Origin of the sequence: Chryseobacterium sp. 2VB (assembly GCF_005503635.1) — a bacterium.
GTDB classification, from domain to species: Bacteria; Bacteroidota; Bacteroidia; order Flavobacteriales; family Weeksellaceae; genus Chryseobacterium; species Chryseobacterium cupriresistens.
Genome location: NZ_SCNC01000019.1, coordinates 41,583 through 66,246, shown reverse-complemented (window position 1 = coordinate 66,246; position 24,664 = coordinate 41,583). Strand labels below are relative to the sequence as shown.

19 protein-coding genes are annotated in these 24,664 nt (G+C 37.1%); 10 read left to right on the top strand and 9 right to left on the bottom strand.

The features are described from left to right. Positions 1–5 precede the first annotated feature (5 nt). Genes FFS26_RS16585 through FFS26_RS16575 form a run of 3 tightly spaced genes read left to right on the top strand, consistent with a single transcriptional unit; the run spans position 6 to position 5,172 of the window. Complete coding sequence (locus tag FFS26_RS16585; RefSeq protein WP_137905599.1) at positions 6–1,235, top strand: MFS transporter; 1,230 nt, start codon at positions 6–8, stop codon at positions 1,233–1,235. 2 nt (positions 1,236–1,237) lie between these two features. After that, positions 1,238–2,719 carry a trehalase family glycosidase gene (locus tag FFS26_RS16580; RefSeq protein ID WP_137905598.1) on the top strand — a complete coding sequence of 494 codons (1,482 nt, stop codon included), beginning with the start codon at positions 1,238–1,240 and terminating at the stop codon, positions 2,717–2,719. A gap of 23 nt (positions 2,720–2,742) precedes the next feature. Further along, positions 2,743–5,172: a TonB-dependent receptor gene (locus FFS26_RS16575; RefSeq protein ID WP_137905597.1), complete on the top strand. Its 2,430-nt coding sequence runs from the start codon at positions 2,743–2,745 to the stop codon at positions 5,170–5,172. Between the two features lie 488 nt (positions 5,173–5,660). Here FFS26_RS16575 and FFS26_RS16570 read toward each other — a convergent pair whose 3' ends face one another. Continuing rightward, positions 5,661–6,299 carry an MBL fold metallo-hydrolase gene (locus FFS26_RS16570; protein ID WP_110008309.1) on the bottom strand — a complete coding sequence of 213 codons (639 nt, stop codon included), beginning with the start codon at positions 6,297–6,299 and terminating at the stop codon, positions 5,661–5,663. Between the two features lie 70 nt (positions 6,300–6,369). Here FFS26_RS16570 and FFS26_RS16565 point away from each other — a divergent pair, with 70 nt between their 5' ends. Continuing rightward, positions 6,370–7,590 (top strand): DUF5103 domain-containing protein, encoded by a 1,221-nt coding sequence (locus tag FFS26_RS16565; RefSeq protein ID WP_110008057.1) that lies wholly within the window; start codon positions 6,370–6,372, stop codon positions 7,588–7,590. Positions 7,591–7,942: 352 nt separating this feature from the next. Then, positions 7,943–9,895 carry a M4 family metallopeptidase gene (locus tag FFS26_RS16560; protein WP_171006336.1) on the top strand — a complete coding sequence of 651 codons (1,953 nt, stop codon included), beginning with the start codon at positions 7,943–7,945 and terminating at the stop codon, positions 9,893–9,895. A gap of 80 nt (positions 9,896–9,975) precedes the next feature. Here FFS26_RS16560 and hemH read toward each other — a convergent pair whose 3' ends face one another. From hemH to FFS26_RS16545, 3 genes are read right to left on the bottom strand one after another with little or no spacing between them, the layout of a single operon-like run. After that, on the bottom strand, positions 9,976–11,004 hold the full coding sequence (gene hemH / locus FFS26_RS16555) for a ferrochelatase (RefSeq protein ID WP_047434959.1): 1,029 nt from the start codon (positions 11,002–11,004) through the stop codon (positions 9,976–9,978). A 15-nt stretch (positions 11,005–11,019) separates the two neighbouring features. Continuing rightward, positions 11,020–11,547, bottom strand: coding sequence for an NADPH-dependent FMN reductase (locus FFS26_RS16550; RefSeq protein ID WP_137905596.1), 528 nt, complete (start codon positions 11,545–11,547; stop codon positions 11,020–11,022). Between the two features lie 10 nt (positions 11,548–11,557). Further along, a complete protein-coding gene (locus tag FFS26_RS16545) occupies positions 11,558–12,436 on the bottom strand; it encodes a NifU family protein (protein WP_062676215.1) in 879 nt (292 codons plus the stop codon). Between the two features lie 162 nt (positions 12,437–12,598). On the opposite strand from FFS26_RS16545, the gene FFS26_RS16540 reads away from it, so the two are divergent. After that, positions 12,599–13,135, top strand: a complete 537-nt coding sequence (locus FFS26_RS16540) for a gamma carbonic anhydrase family protein (protein ID WP_034694954.1) — start codon at positions 12,599–12,601, stop codon at positions 13,133–13,135. Positions 13,136–13,311: 176 nt separating this feature from the next. Here FFS26_RS16540 and FFS26_RS16535 read toward each other — a convergent pair whose 3' ends face one another. Continuing rightward, positions 13,312–13,764 carry a hypothetical protein gene (locus FFS26_RS16535; protein WP_137905595.1) on the bottom strand — a complete coding sequence of 151 codons (453 nt, stop codon included), beginning with the start codon at positions 13,762–13,764 and terminating at the stop codon, positions 13,312–13,314. A gap of 82 nt (positions 13,765–13,846) precedes the next feature. On the opposite strand from FFS26_RS16535, the gene FFS26_RS16530 reads away from it, so the two are divergent. After that, positions 13,847–15,973, top strand: coding sequence for a helix-turn-helix domain-containing protein (locus tag FFS26_RS16530; protein ID WP_110008052.1), 2,127 nt, complete (start codon positions 13,847–13,849; stop codon positions 15,971–15,973). 37 nt (positions 15,974–16,010) lie between these two features. On the opposite strand, the gene FFS26_RS16525 is transcribed toward FFS26_RS16530, so the two are convergent. After that, positions 16,011–16,799, bottom strand: a complete 789-nt coding sequence (locus tag FFS26_RS16525) for a M12 family metallopeptidase (protein ID WP_171006335.1) — start codon at positions 16,797–16,799, stop codon at positions 16,011–16,013. Between the two features lie 322 nt (positions 16,800–17,121). On the opposite strand from FFS26_RS16525, the gene FFS26_RS16520 reads away from it, so the two are divergent. The 3 genes from FFS26_RS16520 (at position 17,122) to FFS26_RS16510 (ending at position 19,998) form a co-directional block, all read left to right on the top strand. Further along, positions 17,122–18,126: an LLM class flavin-dependent oxidoreductase gene (locus FFS26_RS16520; RefSeq protein WP_137905593.1), complete on the top strand. Its 1,005-nt coding sequence runs from the start codon at positions 17,122–17,124 to the stop codon at positions 18,124–18,126. Positions 18,127–18,193: 67 nt separating this feature from the next. Then, a complete protein-coding gene (gene ribB, locus FFS26_RS16515; RefSeq protein ID WP_137905592.1) occupies positions 18,194–19,315 on the top strand; it encodes a 3,4-dihydroxy-2-butanone-4-phosphate synthase in 1,122 nt (373 codons plus the stop codon). Positions 19,316–19,416: 101 nt separating this feature from the next. Then, a complete protein-coding gene (locus FFS26_RS16510; protein WP_137905591.1) occupies positions 19,417–19,998 on the top strand; it encodes a Crp/Fnr family transcriptional regulator in 582 nt (193 codons plus the stop codon). Between the two features lie 76 nt (positions 19,999–20,074). On the opposite strand, the gene fmt is transcribed toward FFS26_RS16510, so the two are convergent. The 3 genes from fmt to FFS26_RS16495 form a co-directional block, all read right to left on the bottom strand. Beyond that, entirely contained in the window at positions 20,075–21,022 is a 948-nt protein-coding gene (fmt, locus tag FFS26_RS16505) for a methionyl-tRNA formyltransferase (RefSeq protein ID WP_137905590.1), read from the bottom strand. Positions 21,023–21,169: 147 nt separating this feature from the next. Then, complete coding sequence (locus FFS26_RS16500) at positions 21,170–23,077, bottom strand: ATP-dependent DNA helicase RecQ (protein ID WP_137905589.1); 1,908 nt, start codon at positions 23,075–23,077, stop codon at positions 21,170–21,172. A gap of 78 nt (positions 23,078–23,155) precedes the next feature. Further along, positions 23,156–24,595: an OmpA family protein gene (locus FFS26_RS16495; RefSeq protein ID WP_110008046.1), complete on the bottom strand. Its 1,440-nt coding sequence runs from the start codon at positions 24,593–24,595 to the stop codon at positions 23,156–23,158. Between the last annotated feature and the right edge of the window lie 69 nt (positions 24,596–24,664).

Genomic DNA, 24,664 nt, shown 5'->3' with positions numbered 1-24,664 from the left:
CCTGAATGAAAAATCTTAACATCAAGGCCGTTTTATTTTTAAACTATTTTGTCTTCGCCATTCTTCTGAATTCTGTAGGAACAGTGATTCTACAGGTACAACAGAATTTTGGGATTTCAAAATCTTCGGCAAGCGTTCTGGAAGGCTTCAAAGATCTTCCAATCGCCATATGTTCTTTCATTCTGGCTTCATTTCTTCCGAAGATAGGAATCAAAAAATCAATGTTGACTGCTTTATTGCTGGTAAGCTGTATGTGTTTTGTAATGCCGTTTACGAATGCCTTCTGGGTATTCAAGTTATTATTTGCCACAGTAGGGGTTTCTTTTGCATTGATCAAAATATCGGTTTTTACTTCTATCGGACTGGTAACGGAAACAGATAAGGAACATTCCAGTTTTATGGGATTTCTGGAAGGATTTTTCATGATCGGAGTATTGGCAGGGAATGTTTTATTCAGCTTATATATGGATGATCATAATCCGAAATCTACAGAGTGGCTGAATGTGTATTGGGTGTTGGGAGGACTTTCAAGTTTGTCTTTTTTATTTCTGTTCTTTTCAAAACTGAACGAGCAGGAAGCTAAAAGTGAGAAAACAGATCTCTTGGGAGACTTAAAAAATAGTGTAAGCTTATTCAGCTATAAAAAAGTATTATGCTTTTTATTATGCGCTTTCCTTTTTGTATTGGTAGAGCAGAGTTTTCAAACCTGGACACCTACTTTTTATAAAGAAATTTTAAAAGTGCCTACCTCTATGAGTATCCAGGCGGGAGCGGTTTTAGCAGGAGCTTTTGCGTTGGGGAGATTTTTATCGGGATTCTTTTCCAAAAAATTCAGCTGGATTTATGTAGTTGCTTTCTGTGTGATAGGTTTTGCCATCAGTTTATTGCTGGTTTTGCCTTTGACTCATGATATTCATATTGATACGAATACAAACTGGATGAATGCGCCTTTGGTTGTTTATTTATTTCCTTTGATGGGAGGTTTGCTGGCACCGATTTATCCGAGTATCAATTCTGTAATTCTGGCATCAATCCCGAAATATCTGCACAGTGCGATGTCAGGGCTGATTGTTGTGTTCTCAGCAATCGGAGGAACGATAGGTTCTATCATTACCGGTTTTGTGTTTCAGGAATTCAGCGGGCAGCAGGCATTTTACCTTTCCCTCATTCCGCTTTCATTACTGATCACTTCGGCAGTGTTCATGAATAAATTAAAAATTAATCCTAAAAAATAACAATGAGTAATCAGCTTTATATAAACGAAATTCAAAGTCTGTTTGATAATGTACAGAGATCTGAAATTTTTGAAGATCAGAAAATGATGACGGATGCAGTTCCTCTTTTCCCCATTGCAAAGATCAATGAGGATTATGAACAATCAAAAGATGCAGAAGGTTTTGATCTGAAGGATTTTGTGATGACTCATTTTGACTTTTTAGGAGCAAGAGTTTCTGTTCAGAGACAAGATCAGCTTCCCATTGGTGAGCATATTGAAAAACTATGGGATGAGTTAACCCGTACAGCGTATGAAGAAAAAGGAACGCTTTTAAAATTACCAAAACCCTATATCGTTCCGGGAGGTCGTTTCAATGAGTTTTTCTATTGGGACAGCTACTTTATTATGCTTGGATTGCAGGTTTCCGGAAGAGTAGAAATGATGGAAAATATTATTGAAAACTGTTCTTATCTGATCCAAAATGTAGGATTTGTTCCGAATGCCAGCAGAACGCATTTCCTGAGCAGATCGCAGCCTCCTTACTTTTCATTAATGCTTGATCTCCTTTTTGAAACAACGCATGATGAAGGAATTTATACACAATACCACGAAACTCTGGAAAAAGAATATGCTTTCTGGATGGATGGCGAAGAAGGGCTTGAAAACAATTCCAGTGTAAAAAGAGTGGTGAAAACAATAAACGGAGATATCCTGAACCGTTATTACGATGCAGAAAATGTACCACGTCCCGAAAGTTACCTGATCGATATTGAAGATCAGGAGACCGCTTCTGGAGACGAATTTTACAGAAATATAAGAAGCGCTTGTGAATCAGGCTGGGATTTTTCCAGCAGATGGTTTGCAGACGGAGAAAATATACAGACGATAGAAACGCTGAACCTTGCACAGGTTGATCTGAACTGCCTTTTATGGCATTTGGAAATGACTTTGGCGAAATCTTCAGCACTTCAGAATCTGAGTGAAAAAGAAAATTATTTTTCAGAAAGAGCAGCAAGCCGAAGACAGATGATCAATAAATATTTCTGGGATGGAAATACTAACAATTATAAAGATTATCACACAAAAAAAAACACAAAAACACCGTCTGAACATATTGCTGCTCTTTACCCTTTATTTCTGGGTATTGCAAATCAGGAGCAGGCTGAGGCTGTTGCTAAAGTTGTTGCTGAAAAGTTTCTTTACCAGGGTGGTCTTGTTACCACAACTAAAAACTCGGGTCAGCAGTGGGATCTTCCCAATGCATGGGCTCCTTATCAATGGCTCGGCTTTAAAGCAATGAAAAATTATGGCTTTGATGAGCTGGCTGAAAAAATTAAAAACAACTGGTGTTCCAATGTAGAAAGGGTCTACAAAAATACCGGGAAACTGATGGAAAAATACAATGCATTAGACACAGAAACAATAGCAGGCGGCGGGGAATACCCCAATCAGGACGGATTCGGTTGGACCAATGGAGTGTATTTACAATTACAACAAAACTGAACTAACAATAAAAGAATATGGCTATGAAAAAAAAATCAATCTTTTTAATCGCCGCAACAGCTACGTTATATTTTAATAATGCTTATGCCCAGGAAACACCGCAGGATTCTGCAAAAGTTTCCTCCATCGATCAGATTGTCATTACAGGAAACTCAAATCCGAAGAAAAAAATAGAATCCAGTACAGCGATTTCCACATTTAGCTCCAAAGAAATCCAGAAACAAAATCCGATCAGTGCTGCGGCTTTATTACAGCGAGTTCCGGGATTTGCGGTGGAAACTTCAGGAGGTGAGGTAGGAAACAACCTTTTTGCAAGAGGTATTCCTTCTGCAGGAGCTTATGAATTTGTACAGGTACAGGAAGATGGTCTTCCCGTTTTTGAAGACGGAGCGCTTCAGTTTGCTAACGCAGATAATTTTTTCCGTGTAGACAATTCGGTCAACCGTATGGAAGCTTTGAGAGGAGGTTCCGGATCTATTTATGCAACCAATTCTCCCGGAGGGTTGATCAACTTTATTACCAGAGAAGGAACCAATGATTTCAGAGGTACAGCAAAGCTGGAAACAAGTACTTATGGATTGATGCGTACTGATGTTAATGTAGGAGGCGCATTGGTTCAGGATAAATTGTTTTTCAATGTCGGTGGTTTTTACAGAACAGATGACGGGATCAGAAAGACGGGTTTTAAAGCCAATAACGGCGGGCAGATCAGAATGAATCTGAAATATGTCTTTGATAAAGGCTATGTAAAAGTGTATTACAAAAAACTGGATGACAGAAATACATTCTTCCTTCCGATTCCTTTAATCCAGAACGGAAATAAACTGAAAGGATTCCAGGGATTTGATCCTAATTATGGAACATACAGTTACAGAGCCATCAGTCAGCTGAATATTCCACAGGCCGGAGGTGGGTTTTTCAACAGAAACCTTGAAGACGGGATCCATCCGAAAGTAGATGCAGTGGGTGCTGAGTTTAAGTATGATCTTGGAAATAATTTCACGGTTTTAAACAAAACCAGATACACCAATATCAATATGAACTATACAGGAATTTTTCCTGCAGGCGGACCGCAGACGGCAGCCGATTTTGCTAAGAGTAACGGAATTACCGGAAACAACTATCAGTACTCATTGGTAAGCAATGGAAGAATGGTTGATCCTCAATATGTACAAAAGCTTGGTTTCTGGGCAATTGATAAGCAGATGAATAACTTTGTCAACGATTTACAGTTCAACTATAAATTTGATAAAGGAAATGTTACCGCAGGTTTTTATAAATCCAACTGGAAATCACACCAATACTGGAACTGGAGTAATATTCTGACTACAGCAACGGACAGACCTGAATTACTGAATCTGGTAGATAGTTCTTTAAGTCCGTCAGATATTGGGTATTCCAAAACATATAACGGGGTTACCAATATGACATTTTTGCAGAGGGATACCCAGACTCAGGGAAGTTTGAATGATCTGTATGTAAACCTGGATTATAATATTACCGATGCCTTAAGTGTAAACGGAGGTCTTCGTTACAGCCACGATTATTACAAAGGAAATTTTGCCAATACAACAAGTGCGAATTTACATAATTCAGGGTTAACCATTGATGGAACTCATGGTTTCAACACGACTACTGCTGATGATAATATGAGTGTATTGGGAAATAAATATACCTACTGGAACTATAATGTGGATAAAGTATCTTTTACATTAGCAGCGAATTATAAAATCAATAGAGAAAATGCAGTATACGCCCGTTTCTCCAATGGTTTCAGATCTCCGAATGAAGAAGCGTACTACAATTATTTCTCCAATCCAACCCCTGATAAACCTTTAAAATCAGTGACAACAAACCAATTGGAGGTTGGATATAAATATTACTCGCGTACTTTTGATATAGCAGTGATTCCGTTCTATTCTACCTTGAAGAACCTGTCATTTACGGATGTTTTCTCTGATGGGAAATCTGAAAATACCTTTGCCAATACCCAAAACTATGGAGTTGAAGTGGAAGGTTTCGCCCGTTTATTCAATAATATTGTAGAAGTAACATTCAACGGAACCATTCAGAGTCCAAAGTATAAAAACCTTGAGGCCGGAAGTGTTCTTGAAGGAAATGTAGTAAGAAGGATGCCTAAATTTTTCTTCAATATTTCACCAGCTGTGAATATTACCAAATCATGGAGAGCCTATGTAAGTATGAATTATTATGGAAAACGCTTCCAGGATGAGAAGAATGTACAGACGTTGCCTTCTTTCACAGAATTTGGAGCGGGAATGTCTTACCAGTTAGGAAGAATACGCTTTGCCGTTGACGGTACCAATATCTTTAACACCATCGGGATTACAGAAGGAGATCCAAGAGCAGGATCGCCTAATGGAGACGGAATCATCATGGCCAGACCTATTATGGGAGCTGCTGCCAGAGCATCAATCACATTGGATTTCTAAATTCTATTTCTTTATAACAGCAAAACCGTCAGAATTTTCTGACGGTTTTGTATTTTTTATCATTACTGTCCGATAAAAAGTCTAAATACATTGGAAATATCAATATTTATGGCATGGATTAACAGGTCGGTCCTCCGGAGCTCTAATGTTAAAACATATACGTCTATTAACAGTTAGCTCCTACTGGAGCTGGTCGGGATCAACTGTTAATAGAAAAATAATAAGATCGCCGTAAAATAAAGCTCCGTAGGAGCGACCTGTTAATGAAGATTAAATTTTATTTTTTGAAACAAAAAGGTTTATCATTAAGCATTTGAGAGTATTAAGATAAGCAGCGCTTTATGCTTAAAAATCAGAATGATTCATCTTAACTATTCTTTATTACTTAAATCCTTCTTAATGATTAGCTATATGAGTATTTTTTAATAAACTTAAATCATTTCATCTCGAAGGAATCTGCGTTATCTGCATGAGTTTAAATAGATTGTTTACTTCAAAAAAGGATTATACTGTTTCTCAAAACCAATCGATGTAGGATTTCCATGTCCTGAGAAAACCTGGGTATCATTATCCAGAATGAAAAGTTTTGATTTAATTCCTTCAATCAGCTGATCATAATTTCCTTTATACAGATCTGTTCTTCCGATACTTCCTTCAAAAAGAACATCACCAGAAATCATGAATTTCTGATTTTCATTATGATAAACAACACTTCCCGGAGAATGTCCCGGAACATGATATATTTTGAATTTTTCTCCATCCAGATCAAGCTCATCACCTTCCTTCACATATTCTACATTCACTTTTACCGGATTAATCTGCATTCCGAATCTCATCCCGCTTGCCTGAAGCATATCCAGAACTTCCTGGTCTTCCTGATGCATATTCACAGGAACATTGAATTTGTCAAAAGCCCACTGAAGTCCCAAAACATGATCAATATGAGCATGGGTTAAAAGAATTTTCTGAATCTTCAGTCCTTTTTCAGTAATAAAATTATCTATAGCCTGAGTCTCCTGAGCATTCATATTTCCCGGATCGATTAACCAGGCATTTTTATTTTCGTTATAGACGATGTAAGTATTTTCACTCGCAAAGTTGAATACGAAACCTTGAATCTGAAACATATGAGAATATTTTTTATTCAAAAATACGATATTATTAAGAAAATGGCTATTTTTCGTTATCTTCGTCATAATGAAAACTTTGCGAATACTCTTACTTTCTTTGGGCGGACTGGTTTTTGGACAAAATATCCAAAGTATTCAGCTGTTCAACCCTCAGACCAATGATGAAACCCCTGTCATTAAAATTGGTGAACAATTGGTTTTAGGCTTTGATGATCTTACAAACGGCAGTCAGATCTACAGGTATACCTTCAAACATTACGACAGAAACTGGAATGAAGATAATCTGTTTTTTACAGAATTTGCTACCGGAAGTATGAATGCACTGCTGGATCAGTTTCAGTATTCTTTCAATACATTACAGGCTTATACCCACTATAAACTTGTTTTCCCGAATGATAAAATCCAGCTGAAAGTCTCAGGGAATTATGAACTGATTGTTTACAAAGATTCGGCAGACCAGCCTCTGTTCAAAAAGAGATTTTATCTGGTAGAAGATGTAACGTCTGTGGGGTTAAATATTTCAAGATTTGCGGATGCGAAAAATCCCAACGTTAACCAGAGGGTAGAAGTGAATGTTTCTCCGAAAGGCGGAGATATTTCTTCCAATGTTAATTCAATTACCATGAATGTGATGCAGAATAACAACCCGAATATGGTGATATCCAATCTTAAACCGAGCAGTGTTTTAGGAAATCAGGTTTTATTTCAGCAGATGAATCTTGTTTTTCCTGGGGATAATGAGTTTTATTATTTCGATAATAAAAATATGAATATGGCCGCGGATATGGTGCGTGCTGCTGAAATAAAAGATGATGTGAACCAGACTTATCTTCATCCGGTATGGGCGTTTCCTTTAAATTATCAGTATCAGCCGGATGTGAATGGAGCCTGGTACTACAGAAGAAACGACTTGGGAAGAGAGAGAGACGCAGAAAGAGAAGCTGACTACTCATGGGTTCACTTCTATCTGGATTCCGATCCTGTGGATAAAGAAATTTATGTACTGGGAGGATTTAATAATTTTAAACCCAGCAAGGAAAATCAAATGCAGTATGACGCATCCACCAAACAGTATGTCGCGAAAATATTCCTGAAACAAGGTTTTTATAACTATGTATTGGCAACAAAAGAAGGGAATGGCTCTCTGAACTTTGGAGAAATAAACGGTAACTTCTGGCAGACAGAAAACCTCTATCAGGCTTTTCTTTATTATGCACCTTTCGGAAGAAATTATGATGGTTTGATGGGATATGGGGAATTCAGAACACCAATTGCCAACAAGAGGTAGGTAGTAATACGATAAAAATATCATATAAAATGGGACTGTCTGTTAAGATGGTTCCTTTTTTTTGATTCTATTGAACAGAATTTATCCTCCAGACCTAGATTAGGATTAATTTTTTACATTATAATGCACTGCATAGTGAAAAATAATAATTCACAAAAAATTGATTTTAGTTAAATTTTTTAACATAAAATTCATATTGCAGAAAAATTATATTTAAATAATTTTCTTTGTTTTAAAATCATCATTATGTTTTATTTACTGATTTATAATATCAATTAGATTTTATTTATTGATAATGTTGTTTTATTGTGAAAAGTTTATAAATTCGTCACCACAATCAACCATTATTAATATGAAAACGAAATTTATCTTAGTAGCAAGCGTTGCTGCATGCTCTTTTGTCTTTGGGCAAAACACACCATCAAAATTAGTTCCGGGAAAAAGCGGATTACATGCTGAATTTATGAGATTTGAAAAAAATGCCCCTTCCTATCAGGGAGCCCCTGTTTTATTTGACGAAGCTTCTCAGAGGCTTTCTCCAGGGCAGGCTCGTAAACTAGGGTTAGAAAAAGATGCATTAGGCTTTGAAACTCAAAGATTTCAACAGACCGTTAATGATATTCCTGTAGAATACGGAATGATGGCGGTACAGACAAAAGACGGTAAAATTGTAGGACAATCAGGAAAATGGGTTATTAAAGTTCCGAAAGGACTTGACAAAACAGCCAGTCTTGCTGAAAATGCTGCTTTACAGAGCGCTTTGTCATTTGTAGGAGCAGAATCCTATAAATGGAAAAATAAAGAAGAAGAAGATTTTCTTAAAAAAGAAACCGGTGATCCCAATGCAAGCTATACTCCAAAAGGTGAATTGGTTTATTATTCAAATCCTGATGATGACAAGCTGAGTGATTTAAGGCTAGCCTATAAATTTGATATCTATGCAGAAAAACCATTAAGCAGACAATATGTTTTTGTGGATGCTAAAAATGGAAAAGTACTGGGAGTAGATGCTATTATTCACGAAGTGAACACGCCGGGAACAGCCGTTACAGGATATAGCGGAACCCGCAGCATCACTACAGATTCTTATAACGGAAGCTACCGGTTAAGAGAAACAGGAAGAAATGGCGGAACTTCAGTAGAAACTTATAACTTGAAAAAAGGAACAAGCTATGCTTCTGCAGTAGACTTTACAGATACGGACAACAACTGGAATAATGTCAATACCAATAAAGATCAATACGCTACAGATGCCCATTGGGGAGCAGAAATGACAGTGGATTACTTCTATACAAAATACGGACGTAAGAGTATTGATAATAATAACTTTGCTATTAAATCCTATGTTCACTATTCTACCAACTATTTCAATGCATTTTGGGATGGTTCCAGAATGACCTATGGAGATGGAAGTTCCACAACAAACGGAGGAAAACCATTGACAGCACTTGATGTTTGCGGTCATGAAATCACACATGGTTTGACTTCTAAAACAGCTAATCTTGTGTATCAGAGAGAACCGGGAGCACTGAACGAAGGCTTCTCCGATATCTTCGGAAATACCATTGAGCGTTGGGCAAGACCTACACAGGCAAGCTGGACACTGGGAGAAGATTTCAATTATGTAATCAGGAATATGGCTAACCCTAACGCATACAGCCAGCCGGATACCTATATGGGAACTTACTGGAAAACTACCACAACTTCAGGTTGCGTTACTCCAAGCCAATCTAATGATTATTGCGGGGTTCATACCAATTCAGGTGTCCTTAACTTCTGGTATTATCTGTTAGTAACAGGAGGATCAGGTACGAACGATAAAGGTTTTGCTTACAATGTTTCCGCAATAGGACTTGATAAGGCTGGAGCTATTGCGTACAGAACATTGACAACTTATCTGACGTCTTCTTCAACCTATGCGAGTGCAAGAACCTATTCTATTCAGGCAGCTACTGATTTATACGGAGCAACCAGCAATGAAGTGACTCAGGTTAAAAATGCATGGAATGCTGTAGGTGTAGGAGGAGGAACTTCTCCGGCAGGAAAAATGGCAACCGCAGATACAGCGCTGTACACGATAAGCCCGAATCCTGCAACAGACAGATTCACCATCAACTTTGAAGGAAAATCAGGAAAAGGAATTGTAGAACTGGTAAGCCTTACAGGTAAAAAAGAAATTTCTGAGAAAGTTGAAATTACTGATGGGGTAAATAAACTGAACATTCAGCTTCCTTCTAATATTCTTCCGGGAGTATATATTGTACTGGTAAACGGAGAGAAAGCAGGAAACCTGATTAAAAAATAACCAAATCAAATCTTTAATATATTCAATGAAAAGGCCGCAAGTTAATTCTTGCGGCCTTTTGTATATTTTGAGTAAAAAAATTATACCAAATAGAAATCATTCAGTTTTTCTTCACAAAGTGTTTTTACCACTTCAATCCATCGGTCTTCATCATTCAGACACGGGATATAATGGAAATTTTCACCACCGCCGTGCATGAACTGTTCTTTCCCTTCCACAGAAATTTCTTCCAGGGTCTCAAGGCAGTCAGAAACGAAAGCCGGACATACAATTGCTAGGTTTTTGATCCCTTTTTTACCAATTGTTTCCAATGTCTCGTCGGTATATGGCTCAATCCATTTATCTTTTCCTAATCTTGACTGGAAAGAAACAATCGTTTTTTCTTTAGGTAAATTCAGTTTATCAATAACAAGTTGCGTTGTTTTATAACATTGGTGACGGTAGCAGAACTGATGACTTGGATTATCATCTCTGGAACAACAGTCATTAAGGTTACAGGTCTTTGTAGGATCTGTTTTATAAATATGTCTTTCCGGAACACCATGGTAAGAAAACTGCAATGCATCGAAATTTTCAGGAAGCTTCTCTTTAATACTTTCTGCAAGACAATTGATATAAATATCTCTGTTATAGAAAGGCTGAATATAATTAATTTTTATACCGGGAAACTTCTTTTTTCTTACCTCCTCGGCCTTCTCAATGACCGTTTCCGTTGTACTCATCGCATATTGCGGATATAAAGGAAAAAGAACAATTTCAGTGATTCCCTGATCAACCAGTTTCTGAATTCCAGTTTCAATGCTTGGTTGTGCATATCTCATTCCGATTTCCACAGGAACGTCTACTACTTTCTGAAGCTTTTTCTGAATCTGTTCAGTAATGACAATCAGTGGAGAACCTTTATCTGTCCAGACTGTTTTATACGCTTCAGCAGATTTTGCAGGTCTTGTTTTCAGAATGATTCCCTGTACAAGCAGTGCACGAAAGATCCAACGGTAATCAATCACCCTTTCATCCATCAGAAATTCATCAAGATATTCCTTTACGTCGTTTACAGAAGTTGATCTCGGTGATCCGAGGTTGACTAGTAAAATTCCTTTCTTATTCAATATTCTAAATTTTAATTATGAAACAGAACTTGTAAAATCTGTTACTAATTTTGATACTTTGGCAAAGGTATTACTTTCCAGTAAGCCATTGCTTTCAAATTTGCCTTTTATCCCTTTTATTAATACCTGATGTTTATCATCTGTTATAGCTCCAAGAGTTTTTAAGATCATTAACAATTCTTCGTGTCCTTTTTCTCCGCTGGCAGAAGCCGTGATCACAGCAACAGGTTTTTCCGAAAATACCGTTGTGGAAACACACCATTCCAACAGATTTTTTAATCTCCCAGGGATACTGAAAATATATTCCGGTGTAGAAAATATCACCCCTGCTGAATTGTTTATGGCTTCTCTGATTTTCAGAACTTCTTCCGGAGTATCATCATCAGTTAATGCAGTATCAAAATGCGGAAGAACAGAAAGGTCAGCATATAGCTGAAAATCTGTGTTGTCTGTCTTTTTCAACACCTGTTCCATCAGTTTCTGATTGCTGGAATTTGCCGAAGCACTTCCAATAATCACGACAATTTTATTTCCGGGAGGCATTTCGGCAGTTTTATCCGTTTACAGCTTCCACTCTTTCTACTAAGTCCGGAACGAATTGTTTTAAGATATTTTCAATTCCGTTTTTCAAAGTAGCAGTAGAGCTTGGGCAGCCGGAGCATGCACCCTGTAAAAGCATTTTTGCTGTTTTATTTTCCTGATCGTATTCCATCAGAGAAATTTTTCCACCATCATTTTCTACGGCAGGAGCTACGTATTCATTTAAAATGTCAGAAATTTTCTGCTCATCCTCTGTATAATCTCTGTTGATAATTTTCTCTACAGGATTTTCGTGTTTCTGAGGTTCGATTTTTGAAATTTCACCTCCGTTCTGAAGATATTCGGCAATAAGTGCACGAACAGTCATCATCACCTGGTGCCATTCTACAGAATTATCTCTCGTAACAGCTACAAAGTTGTCCGAAATGAAAACTTCCGTTGCAAAATCAAACTCTTTAAAGATAGCCTGTGCCAAAGGAACTTCTTCAGCCGCTTCTTTCGATTTTACTTCCACGAAACCATCCATCAGCAGTTTGCTTGAAACAAACTTCATTACGTTGGGATTCGGAGTCATTTCAGCATAGATCTGATACATTTCTTTTTTCTTCTGAAGATAAATTCTAGGGTTGGCCAGTAATTCATCTTCAATCACATTTTTCAGACTTTCAGCAACATGTTCCCATTCTATGGTATCCTGTTTTGCCACAGCTACAAAATTAGCGGTAATGAAAACTCTTTCCACAAACGGATAATTGAAAAGTTCCTGTGCCAGAGGAATTTCTGAAATATCTGAATTTCTGTCCAGTTCCAAAGACCCGGGGATAAGATTGTAATCTGCTACAAATTTCATCACTTTTGGGTTTTCAGTTGGTTCTATAAGTACGGTACGCATTTTTTCGTTAAATTTGAGATACAAAAATACGCATTAGAAGTTAGAAGCTGAAAATTGAGAGTTAGATTTTTGCTATCACTGTAATTTAGAAGTTAGATATCAGAAATGATAGTATATTTTAATTCCCAATTGGGCACATTTTCACATTTTCAAATTAATATTATGGCACTAATAAAACAGCTTTTAGGAAAAGCACCACAGATCGGAGAGAATACTTTTTTAGCAGAAACGGCAACTATTATTGGCGATGTCACAATGGGAAAAGACTGTAGTGTCTGGTATAATGCAGTAATCAGAGGAGATGTTCATTACATCAAAATGGGAGACAAGGTGAATGTTCAGGATAATGCAATGCTGCACTGTACCTATCAGAAATATCCTTTGAATATCGGGAACAATGTTTCCATCGGACATAACGCGATTGTTCATGGATGTACCATTAAAGATAATGTATTGATCGGAATGGGAGCTATTGTGATGGATGATTGCCTTGTAGAAGAAAACTCCATTGTAGGAGCAGGTTCTGTAGTGACTCAGGGAACACATATTAAATCCGGAGAAGTCTGGGGAGGAGTTCCTGCAAGAAAAATCAAAGATATCAATGCCCAGTTGCTGGAAGGAGAAGTGAACAGAATTGCAGATAACTATGTGAAATATTCATCATGGTATAAGGAGAATGTGAAGGATCATCAATTTTAGGATGTCAGGTGAATAGTGAATACTCAATTCGCTGCGCTTGTCAATTATTTTTGGCATCAAAAATTCACCATTCACTTGCGAAGCAAAATTCACGATTGATCTATTTAAAAATAAATATAAAAGCTCTGTTCTGAAACAGAGCTTTTTCGATTTGATATAGAACCTTTGCTTTATTGTTAATTATTGTCCGGTGTGATAAGTCTGATCTTACCATTGATACATTTGAGTGATGTAGGTGGCTCGATCATCATACAGTCAGACGTAATATTATACTTTTCATTAAAAGCTTTCACTTTATCCGTATACTCATTCACTCTTTGTAAGAAAGCTTCTTCTTTTTTCTTAGGATAGGCAATGTATTGCTGAGGTCCGCCGCAGGCTTTTGATCCCATAGGAGCAAACGCCCAGTCGTTGGCATCCGTACATTTTTCTCCTGATACTTCAGATTCAATAGAAGCTTTTAATCTGTCCAGCTGTGCCTGTTCATATTTCTGACTGTCTTCGTCAGCAGGTCTGTCTGCAATATCAACAGGAAGATTGGTATTGGCATTCTTTGATGTATTACACGAAACTAAAGTTAATGTAGTACACAATACTATTGCCGGGATATGAAAGAATAATTTTTTCACAATAAACTTTTTTCTTTTTAAGAATTTTCAAAACTTATGCCAAGGTAAGAAATTCAAATTCATTTCCGTATTTTTGACGAAGATGAATAATCATTTTTTTGACTTAATAGAATATACGAACAGAAGTGTTTTTTTAACGGGGAAAGCCGGAACAGGAAAGACAACATTTCTTAATGATTTTGTAAGGCGTACCAAGAAAAAGCATATTGTAGTGGCTCCCACGGGAATTGCTGCCATTAATGCAGGAGGAGTAACCATCCATTCCATGTTTGGGCTGCCGTTGAGAACCTTTCTTCCTACTACAGAAAGGATAGATACCAGTTTGGCCAATAATATTGCCGATCTGATGCCTCATTTCAAATACCGTAAAGATAAACTCAAACTTCTGAGAGAGGTTGAGATCATCATTATCGATGAGGTTTCGATGCTGAGGGCTGATGTTCTGGATATGATGGATTTTTCTTTGAGATTCATCAGAAGGAATAATCAGAGATTCGGAGGGGTACAGATGCTCTTTATCGGAGATTTGTATCAACTTCCTCCGGTGGTAAGGGATGAGCATATCCTTAAAATGTATTACAACTCACCTTTCTTTTTTGACAGCCATGCCATTAAGGAAATTCCAATCGTCACCATTGAGCTTACAAAAGTATACAGACAATCTGATGAAGATTTTCTGGAAATTCTGAATGCCATCCGTGACGGCGATGTGGATAATATAGATTTTGATCATCTCAATGAAAGGTATGATCCTGACTTTGATATGGGAAAAGAATCTTATGTATATCTGTGTTCTCACAACAAAATGGCAGACGAGATCAATCAGGAAAAACTGGCAGAAATTAAAGTAGATCCTCAGATTTATGAAGCTAAACTGGTAGGAGACTTTAAAGAAAATCAATTTCCAAATGACCAGTTTTTAGAACTGAAAATTGGAGCGCAGATCATGTTTATCCGAAATGATATTTCCGGAGAAAAGAAATATTTTAACGGAAAACTGGGTGAGATTATCGGGTTGGATGAGAATGAAATCCGTGTTGTTCTGGATGAAAGTGAAAGAGAAATTGTGGTAAAAAGGGAAACCTGGGAACAGAAAAAATATTTCCTTGATACGGATAAAAATATCAAAGAGGAAGTGTTGGGAAGTTTTGAACAGTTTCCTATCAAATTAGCATGGGCGGTTACGATTCACAAAAGCCAGGGATTAACGTTTGATAAAGTCATTATTGATGCCGGGAAAAGTTTTACTGCCGGTCAGGTGTATGTGGCTTTATCCCGCTGCAGAACTCTGGAGGGCATTGTTTTAAAATCAAAAATTACTCCCGAAGTTATTTTCAAGGATAACAGGATTCTTCATTTCCACACCGATACTATTGCCAATGATCATGTGGAGGCGATCCTGAATCAGGAAAAATATGATTACAGCATCAGAAAAGTATTGCGAACGTTAGACTGTACATGGTTTTTGAAAGAAGTGGAGGAGTGGAATAACCTTTCCATTGTCACCAAAAATATAGACCACGTTAAAACCAAACAGCTTTATCTTCAGTTGAAACATGAAGCGGTCAACCTGGGGAAAATTTTTGAAAAATTAGAACGAATCATTTTCCAGAAAGTCAATAATTTTATTGAACAGAAAGAAGAATGGTCCGAAATTGAAAGCAAATCAAAAGGTGCGGTTAATTTCTTTTTTACAGAAACCAGAAATAAAATATTCGATCCTTTGAAAGAATTCTATGCTGAGATAAAAGGTGCAAAAGGATTGAAGCAATACAACGAAGAATTTAAAAGCTGGCTGGAAGACATTGAAGAATATCTGAACAGCCTGAGAGATATTCACCTGCTTGAAACGAAACTTTTAGATGAAAAGAATGATAAGGAAATCAATCTGAAAATTGCTAAAGTTCCTTCTCAGGTTTTAACCTTCCAGTTGTTTGAGCAAGGAAAAACGATCGGAGAAATTGCCTTGGAAAGAGGGCTGGTGAAAGAAACTGTTATTGGGCATCTTGCCAAATTTGCCGAACAGGGATTGCTGGATATTTCCCGAGTTATTACTTCGGATAAAATCAAAGCTTTTGAAGATGAATTCTATAAAAATCCACATGAAACTTTAACCGAGTGGAAGAATGCACTGCCAAGCCATTTTGAATTTAACGAAATCAGGATTTTAATTAACCACTATAATTATAAAAAAGAAAAGAACTCGTAGGAGTTCTTTTTTTTATGGAGAGACGATTCTTAAAAATTTAAGGATACATCGCATTGATGGTATTGATATCTCCGGTCGTAAATCCGGTTCTGGTATAAGTAAAATTGCTGTTGTCAGCTCTGGTAATCGTAGGCAGCCCGTTTCTGGAATATGAGGTCGGCCAGTACATCATCACCGAATTAATATTAAACGGACCTATATCTGTTCCGGAATTATAGATATTGAAATTATAAGACTGTCCGCTTTGAATATTGTTCCACAGGATTTTTACGTATTGATCTCTGTCTTTACGCGTATGTTCATGATAAAGTCCTACCGTGTGCCCCATTTCATGAATAACTGATCCTACAGAAATATACTGATCCAAAGAAATGGTTTGTTTCCCACCCTGATACCCGATGTGAGCCCAGCCATCAGATCCTGATGAGCTTCCGAAAATAAATTCAACATAATTAGTCTGGTTGGTACGGTAGATCCACTGTGTATTCGTTTTATTATTGTACTCGCTGATGGCAGAATTGATTTTATTAACATTGATGGAACCCATATTGCTGGCAATAGTATAATAAATTTTACCATTAGGCCATCTTGAATAACTGGCACCGCCTTTATTAACTTCATTACCTTCTGATAATTGTTTATCGGTAAGAACAATATCTCCCTGGAAAAAATTCATTCCGTTTTTTCTTTCATAGGTAATTTCCTGGCCATTCAATTGTCCTTTTTTGACGAGATCAGTATTGAGGGCATTGGTTTGGGCTTCAGAAGTAATTTCCTCATTGTTTTTACTACATGATGAAAATGTGGCAGTAATAAGAAAACTCATAAAGACAGTTTTTCCTGTCAGCATCTGCTTAAAAAACAGGCTGTTTGTTTTTTTTTGTTCATATTAAAGTTTTTAAAATTTGGTATACGAATATAATAAATATATCTCATTTTGTTGAATTATTTTCGTTAAAATAATCTTTTTAATATGATTATTTAATTTTAAAATCATATAGACAAAACGATGTAAACAAAAATTTTATTCCAATAGTTTTTCCCTGAACTGATCAATTGTTTTTATTAATTACAAAAAGTAACTAATGCAGTTTTTATGTTTTAAATTTGCCTTGTTTTTCAGATTAAAGAAAAATTAACATCATAACATGAAAAATTTTGAAATTTCTGTTTTAGATCTTGCACCGGTAAAGCAAGGTAAAAGCATTCATGATACTTTTCAGGACAGCTTATCACTAGCTAATCACGCTGAAAATTTAAATTATAAAAGATTCTGGCTGGCGGAACACCACAACATGGAAAGTATTGCCAGTTCAGCAACCTCTGTTTTAATTGGTTTCATTGCCAATGGAACGAAAACAATCAGAGTAGGTTCAGGTGGAATTATGCTTCCTAACCACAGTTCTCTGATCATTGCAGAACAGTTCGGAACACTGGAATCTCTGTTTCCCGGAAGAATTGATCTTGGGTTAGGAAGAGCTCCGGGAACAGATGGCTTAACGGCGCAGGCTTTAGGAAGAAATCCAGCCATCATCAATGAACAGTTTCCAAGACAGATTCTCGAACTTCAAAGGTATTTCTCCAAAGAAAATTCAGAAGCGATGGTGCGTGCAATTCCCGGAGAAGGATTGGATATTCCACTATATATTCTGGGGTCAAGTACAGACAGTGCATGGCTGGCTGCAGAACTAGGGCTGCCTTATGCATTTGCGGGACATTTTGCACCTGAGCAGATGGAAATGGCTTTTAAAATATACAGAGAACATTTTGAACCGTCAAAATATCTGGATAAACCTTATATCATTGCCTGTGTTAATGGGGTAGCGGCTGAAACTTCTGAGGAAGCTCATAAAATTTCCACTACTTTATTCCAGGCATTCATCAATATTGTAAGAAACGACAGAAAACCTTTTGCTCCACCCGTGGATGATATGGATGAAATCTGGTCGCCAATGGAAAAATCTATGGTTTTACAGAAACTGAGATATACTTTTATCGGAGATCAGGCCGAAATTCAGGAAAAACTTAAAGATTTCCAGGAAAGGTTCCAGGTAGATGAGCTGATGATCAATTCACATATCTACGACCATCAGAAAAGATTGAGATCTTACGAGATTTTCAGAGCGGCTGCAGACTCTTTATCCAAAGCGTAATAAACCATTCATAATTAATTGGCAGATGCTTATTTTTATGAGTATCTTTGCACAAATAAAAAGTAAAATGTCAGATATTAAATTAAATACTATTCCGGAGGCTATCGAAGACCTTAGAAATGGTAAAATAATCATAGTAGTAGATGATGAAGACAGAGAAAATGAAGGTGATTTTCTTTGCGCGGCAGAACTGACAACGCCGGAAATTATCAATTTTATGGCTCTTCACGGAAGAGGGCTGATCTGTATGCCGCTTCCTGAAAAAAGATGTGATGAGCTTGGACTTGAAGTGATGGTAAGCAGAAGCAGCGATCCTAAGGAGACTGCTTTCACCGTATCGGTTGACCTTCTGGGTAACGGAACATCTACCGGAATTTCTGCAAGTGACAGAGCAAAAACAATTTTAGCATTGATGGATGAAAAATCCAAGCCTACAGATTTTATGAGACCTGGCCACATTTTCCCGCTTCGTGCAAGAAAAGGAGGTGTATTGAAAAGAGCCGGACATACTGAAGCGGCCATCGATCTTACGAATTTAGCAGGATTGAAAGAAGGAGGTGTGATCTGCGAGATCATGAATGAAGATGGTACAATGTCCCGTCTGCCTGAACTTCATGCTTTTGCCCAAAAACACGATATGAAGATCGTTTCTATTGAAGACCTGATCCATTATCAGCTTAAAAAAGGAAATCTTGTAGAAAGACTTGAAGAGAAAAAAGTAAAAACGCATTATGGTGATTTTGATTTTTATGCTTTCAGAGAAACTTCCAATGACCAGATCCACTTTGCATTGACAAAAGGATCATGGACAGTAGATGAACCTGTTTTGGTAAGAGTACAATCTTCAGATTCTTATTTCGATGTATTGACAAGATTAAATAATGGGGAGAAACCCCTGTTGGAAAAAGTAACCAATATGGTTAATGAGGCTGGAAAAGGAGCTATTATTTTCATCAACAATGTTTCTAATTCTGAAAATACATTGAGAAAACTTCAGCAGTTCCTGAACTATCAGGACGGTCAGGAGCAGCATCCTACACTGGCCTACAACTACAGAGATTATGGAATCGGAACGCAGATCCTTAAGAATTTAGGAATCAACAAGTTTAAAGTAATCACTCAAAACCCTAATATCAAACCTCAGGTTGGAGGATATGATGTAGAGGTTACTGAGATGGTACAACTCTAGTAAATGAACAGTCAATAATGAATTTTTTCATAATAAATGACTGTTTGTAATATAAAATATAAGGTTTAGGATTTTTCTAAACCTTTTTTATTTTTTTAACCATGACTGAATCTTTAAAAAAACATATCCGGGGCTATATTGAAATTTCAGATGAAAAGCTGGAGAAATACTGCAGTGCTTTCAGTTTAAGGAAAATCAAGAAAAAAGAATTCCTCTTAAAAGAAGGTGAAATTTGCGAATTTGAAGGGTTTGTAGTAAGCGGATGTTTTAAAGTTTTTCATACCCATCATAATGCAGCCGAACAGATATTGTATTTTGGAATTGAAAACTGGTGGATCTCCGATATTGATAGTTTTGTAAACCGTATTCCCTCAAAACTTAATATTCAGGCGCTTGAGGATAGTGAAATTCTTCTTATTCCCAAAAACGAGAAAGAAAAACTGTATGCCGAAATGCCGGAGATTGAAAGATTAATGAGACTTAAATTTCAAAAATCAATTATCGCATTGCAGCGCAGAATTATTGATAATCTAAGCAAGCCTTCAGATGAACGTTATGTTGAATTTTTAAAAGATTATCCACAGACAGCCAACCGGCTTACCAATATTCAGATTGCTGCCTATCTGGGAGTAACCCCGGAATTTATAAGCAGAATCCGAAAGAAAATTGTCAGTAAAAGCTGAGGCTGAAAAATAAAAAGTCCCGAAAGTTTATTGGTACATGCTTTCAGGACTTTTCTATGTTTGATAATAGTCTATTTTAGCTTAATATAATTCCGTCAAAGTTTCGGAAGCCATTCAGAAAATCTTTTACCATCATTCTTTTTTTACCTTCCAGTTGAAGTTCAAGAGGGTAGTAGATCCCGTCCTGAGTGTAAATTTTAAATTCATTTTTTGAAATATCAAGAGTTCCGGCTGGTTTTCCGTGGTCAACAAGTTCAAACTTACCCCCGAATATTTTTAGTCCTTTTTCTTCGTTGTCAATCTTTAAAGTAGTGAAAGCTGCCGGATAAGGAGACATTCCCAGAATAAACTGATGAATGGTTTTTGAAGGCTGTTCCCAATTGATCCTCGTATCTTCCTTGAAAATTTTATAAGCATTTTTAGGATGTTCTACATGGGGCTGAGGTTTTTCTTCAATAGCATTTTCAGCAAGACCGTCCAATGTCTTAACCACAAGGCCTGAGCCCATTTCCATGAGTCGGTCATGAAGGCTTCCGGCATTTTCATCCGGTAAAATTTCCATTTCCTGTTGAAGAAGAATATTTCCTTCGTCAATTTTTTCATTAATAAAGAATGTAGTTGCTCCGGTTTTTTCTTCTCCATTGATTACAGCATAATTGATGGGTGCAGCACCTCTGTAATCAGGAAGCAGTGAAGCATGAAGATTGAACGTTCCCATTTTAGGCATCTCAAAAAGCACTTTAGGCATCATTCTGAAGGCAACCACTACAAAAACATCAGCATCCAGTTTCCTAAGTTCTTCCAGGAATTCAGGGTTTCTCAACTTTTCTGGCTGAAAAACAGGAATATTATTTTCTTCTGCATAGATTTTTACCGGTGACTGGTGAATTTTCTGTCCGCGTCCGCTTGCCTTATCAGCTACAGTTACAACACCTACTACCTGATGGTGGGATTGGTGGATGGCCTCCAAAGAGGTTTTTGCAAACTCAGGAGTTCCTAAAAAAACGACTTTCAATGATTTCATACTGCAAAGATAAGTTTTTGATCTGAGAGTCGGAAAATATCAGGGTTTGAAGGTAGGAGAGTTTTAGAGTATGAGCTTTGAGATTTAGGCAGGTTGAGGGTCATAATATTTATCAATCATTGCTCATTGCTCATTGCATATTACTCATTACTCATGATTCAGCGCATACGTTCTGAAATTCAGCATTCTTACCTTTCCTGAATCCAAAAGAAAAATCAGATTCTCCAGTATATTTTCTTTGGAATGATAGCTGAGCTGGATAGACAGTTCTTCAATAGTAGCCGATTTTTTAGCTAATAAATTAATGATCTGCTGGGAAATATTTTTCCCAAAGATAGACTGCTTATTTTTTTCGCAGACAGAGCACTGTCCACAGTTTTTTGAATTTTTTTCACCAAAGTAAGCAAGAATTAGTTTCATTTTACAGTAGTCGTTATTTTCTACGTAAAACTTCATCTCTTCCCATTTCTGGATTTTATTCCTCTGAATATGTTCAAATAATTTCCAGTAAGCGCTGTTCACAGCTCTTTCATCACGGGGTTTCAGGAATTTAATGCTGGCTAATGCTCCGTCGATATATTCAAGGTAATTCTTTTGCTGAAGCTCTTTCAGACGTTCCTTAATTAAAGGAACACTGATATTGATTTTGTTGCTGACCTGCTGTTCGCTGAACATGACTTTATGCGTAGTAATTCCTGATAGGGTACGGAAAAGGAGTTCTATGAAATGGCCATCTTTTTGTGGCAACTGGTCAATCTCATCTGCTTTAATAAAAAGTTCGAGCGAAGACAGACTCTTGTTATCATTGTAGTAGACAATTTCCTGGTTGTGCAGAAAATTGAGGACATTGTTGATCTTGGCCTTCGATAGTTTTGTAAAATTCTGTATACTGAGATGATTCAGTTGAAATGTCTTTTCCGGAAGTTCAAATTCAGCTACCTGAAAAATAGAGTAGAGATAACTAACTATTTTCAAAAACTCAGCTTTGTTGGGAGTCTGGTTTTTTAAAACCTGATCAAAATTCAATATTTCCTGTTTGTTCCAGAGCATGAAAGCAAAACTGTCTTTGCCATCTCTTCCGGCCCTTCCGATTTCCTGATAATAGTTTTCAAGGGATGCAGCGGGAGAATAATGAATGACAAAACGGACATTATCTTTGTCAATACCCATTCCAAAGGCATTGGTAGAAATAAGGACATGATTGTCACTGTTATTCCAAAGATTCTGTCTTGCATTCTTTTCTTTGGTTGTGAGGCCGGCATGAAAATAATCTACATTTTTCAGTTGATTTTTCTTTAGAAATTCTGCCAGCAGTTCAGCTTCTCTTCTTGTTCTTACATAAACAATTCCGGAATCATTGCTGTATTTTAGAATATCAAAAACACGCTGAAATTTATCAGATACTTCATCTGTGAAAATTTTAATGTTCTCTCTTTTAAAACTCTTTTGAAAAACAAAAGGATTTTTCAGTTCCAGTTTATTTTTAATTTCTTCCAGCACTTTCGGAGTTGCAGTTGCAGTCAGTGCAAGACATGGGATCTCAGGGTTATTACTTCTGAATCCTTTTATATTCTGATAGCTGGGCCTGAAATCCTGTCCCCATTCTGAAATACAGTGCGCTTCATCAACGGCAATGAAGGAGAGCTGTATTTCTTCCATATTTTGAATAAACTGAGTATTGGTAAGCCTTTCAGGAGAAACATAGAGCAGCTTGGTAAGCCCTTCTTTACAGCGGTCATAAATGGTTTCAGCATCATATTCATCCAATTCGGAGGAAAGATATTCTGCTTCTATACCGCGGGCTTTAAGCTGATTCACCTGGTCTTTCATCAATGCCAGCAAAGGAGAAACAACAAGGCAGGTTCCTTCTTTCAGTAAGGCTGGTAGTTGATAGCATAAAGACTTTCCTGCTCCTGTAGGTAAGAGAACCAGGGTATCTTTTTCATTAATAACAGCATTGATAATTTCTTCCTGAGAATCTCTGAAGTCGGTATAACCCCAGAAATACTTAAGAGTATCATATTTTAGCTTTTGAAAATCCTGCGGAGAAATCATGTTGTAAAAATAAGGAAAGAATTAGGACAAAAAAAGTCACGCAGGGCGTGACTTTCATATAATATATCAATATGTTTATTATTTAGCTTCGAAGTATACTCTTCTGTTGGCTCTGTTTTTCCATTCAGGGCACTTCGTTGCCGGTTCACATTCAGGATATTTAAGGTCTTTTTCACCTTTTCCTATAGCCTGTAGTTTACCTGTCTGAACACCGTTTTTGATCAGATAGTTCTTAACGTTGTTTGCTCTTCTTTCAGATAGTTTCTGGTTGTAAGCATCAGTACCTCTTGTATCTGTAGCTCCGATTACATTGTAAGAACCATTTGAAGAATTAATATAGTTTACTGCATTATTTAAAATTGGAGTATTTGAAGGTAAAATTCTGTCAGAATTCAGGTCAAACTCAATTCCTTCCAATTTAGTTTCTGTTTCTACTACAGGTCCTGTTGTAGCTACAGGACATCCGTTATTTTCAACAGGTCCCGGAACAGTTACACACTTATCGTAAAGGTCAATTACACCGTCTAAGTCAGTATCAAGCGCAACTCCGGCACCGTCCACTCTTGCCCCTGCAGGAGTATCAAGCTGTCTGTCCCAATCGTCGCATACTCCGTCGTTATCAGCATCACCTTTTTTACATACTTCAATATCCTGGTTTTTGTTAGCCAGTACATCAAGTTTATAATAGATTTCCTGAAGCGGATCATGCCACATTAAGTGAGATTCGTGTTTTCCAAGTTTAACAGAAAGACCTAAAGTAGCGTTGAAGAAGTTGTCTGAAACCTGCTCAGAACGCTTGTTGATAGCGCTGTATTTATCACCTCCACCGTCAAATTCATCATCTCCGGTTACTACATACATTAATCTACCTTCAATATCGATTCTTCTGTTCACTTTGAATTTAAGACCTGTACCAGCCTGCATGAACATAGAGCCTAATTCGAAAGGTTTGATTTCTGTCATTAATCTCTGTCTGTTATTACCATCTTTCTGATATGCTCTGTACGCAATAGTACCGATACCAGCATATCCGTGAAGTGCCCATCTGTAAGGAGAATGGTTGTCAACTCTTCTTAACAGGTTTGAGAAGTTAATATCTCCTAAGATAGAGATCGCGTCATACTGAGTTCTTGCTCCTACTGCTGTTGCATCCGGTGCTGAATTTTTAGTATTGAACCATCCTTGTCTGGTTTCACCTCTGTCATACTGTAAATTGATCCCAAAAGCATGGGTAATCGCTTTATCAATACTTACATACGCTGAATAGCCAAAAAGGTTTTTACCGTTACCATTTTTGATAGAGGTTAAATCCGCAGACTGGAGAAGTGGAACACCCACCCCGGCAGAAATAGACCAATCGTTAAATCTTTTAGATTGATTGGTGAATGGGGAAACATTAGCAGATCCCGAAGAAAATGTATTAGGATATTCTCCTTTTGAAACTGCCGTTGAGTCTTGTGCATACGTGGCAGAAGGAATTGCCAAAGCTAATGCAACAATTGCTAAACTTAATTTCATAGTGTTATTTTTTTAAGTTAAGTTATTTTAAATGATTTTTTACGCTAAAAAGTGATATTGTGTTAATTT

What these genes read in the sequence shown, in the direction of transcription:
- FFS26_RS16585 (WP_137905599.1), top strand. Translation starts at nt 6, where the DNA reads ATGAAAAATCTTAACATCAAGGCCGTTTTATTTTTAAACTATTTTGTC.
- FFS26_RS16580 (WP_137905598.1), top strand. Translation starts at nt 1,238, where the DNA reads ATGAGTAATCAGCTTTATATAAACGAAATTCAAAGTCTGTTTGATAAT.
- FFS26_RS16575 (WP_137905597.1), top strand. Translation starts at nt 2,743, where the DNA reads ATGAAAAAAAAATCAATCTTTTTAATCGCCGCAACAGCTACGTTATAT.
- FFS26_RS16570 (WP_110008309.1), bottom strand. Translation starts at nt 6,299, where the DNA reads ATGTTTCAGATTCAAGGTTTCGTATTCAACTTTGCGAGTGAAAATACT.
- FFS26_RS16565 (WP_110008057.1), top strand. Translation starts at nt 6,370, where the DNA reads ATGAAAACTTTGCGAATACTCTTACTTTCTTTGGGCGGACTGGTTTTT.
- FFS26_RS16560 (WP_171006336.1), top strand. Translation starts at nt 7,943, where the DNA reads ATGAAAACGAAATTTATCTTAGTAGCAAGCGTTGCTGCATGCTCTTTT.
- FFS26_RS16550 (WP_137905596.1), bottom strand. Translation starts at nt 11,547, where the DNA reads ATGCCTCCCGGAAATAAAATTGTCGTGATTATTGGAAGTGCTTCGGCA.
- FFS26_RS16545 (WP_062676215.1), bottom strand. Translation starts at nt 12,436, where the DNA reads ATGCGTACCGTACTTATAGAACCAACTGAAAACCCAAAAGTGATGAAA.
- FFS26_RS16540 (WP_034694954.1), top strand. Translation starts at nt 12,599, where the DNA reads ATGGCACTAATAAAACAGCTTTTAGGAAAAGCACCACAGATCGGAGAG.
- FFS26_RS16530 (WP_110008052.1), top strand. Translation starts at nt 13,847, where the DNA reads ATGAATAATCATTTTTTTGACTTAATAGAATATACGAACAGAAGTGTT.
- FFS26_RS16525 (WP_171006335.1), bottom strand. Translation starts at nt 16,799, where the DNA reads ATGAGTTTTCTTATTACTGCCACATTTTCATCATGTAGTAAAAACAAT.
- FFS26_RS16520 (WP_137905593.1), top strand. Translation starts at nt 17,122, where the DNA reads ATGAAAAATTTTGAAATTTCTGTTTTAGATCTTGCACCGGTAAAGCAA.
- ribB (WP_137905592.1), top strand. Translation starts at nt 18,194, where the DNA reads ATGTCAGATATTAAATTAAATACTATTCCGGAGGCTATCGAAGACCTT.
- FFS26_RS16510 (WP_137905591.1), top strand. Translation starts at nt 19,417, where the DNA reads ATGACTGAATCTTTAAAAAAACATATCCGGGGCTATATTGAAATTTCA.
- fmt (WP_137905590.1), bottom strand. Translation starts at nt 21,022, where the DNA reads ATGAAATCATTGAAAGTCGTTTTTTTAGGAACTCCTGAGTTTGCAAAA.
- FFS26_RS16500 (WP_137905589.1), bottom strand. Translation starts at nt 23,077, where the DNA reads ATGATTTCTCCGCAGGATTTTCAAAAGCTAAAATATGATACTCTTAAG.
- FFS26_RS16495 (WP_110008046.1), bottom strand. Translation starts at nt 24,595, where the DNA reads ATGAAATTAAGTTTAGCAATTGTTGCATTAGCTTTGGCAATTCCTTCT.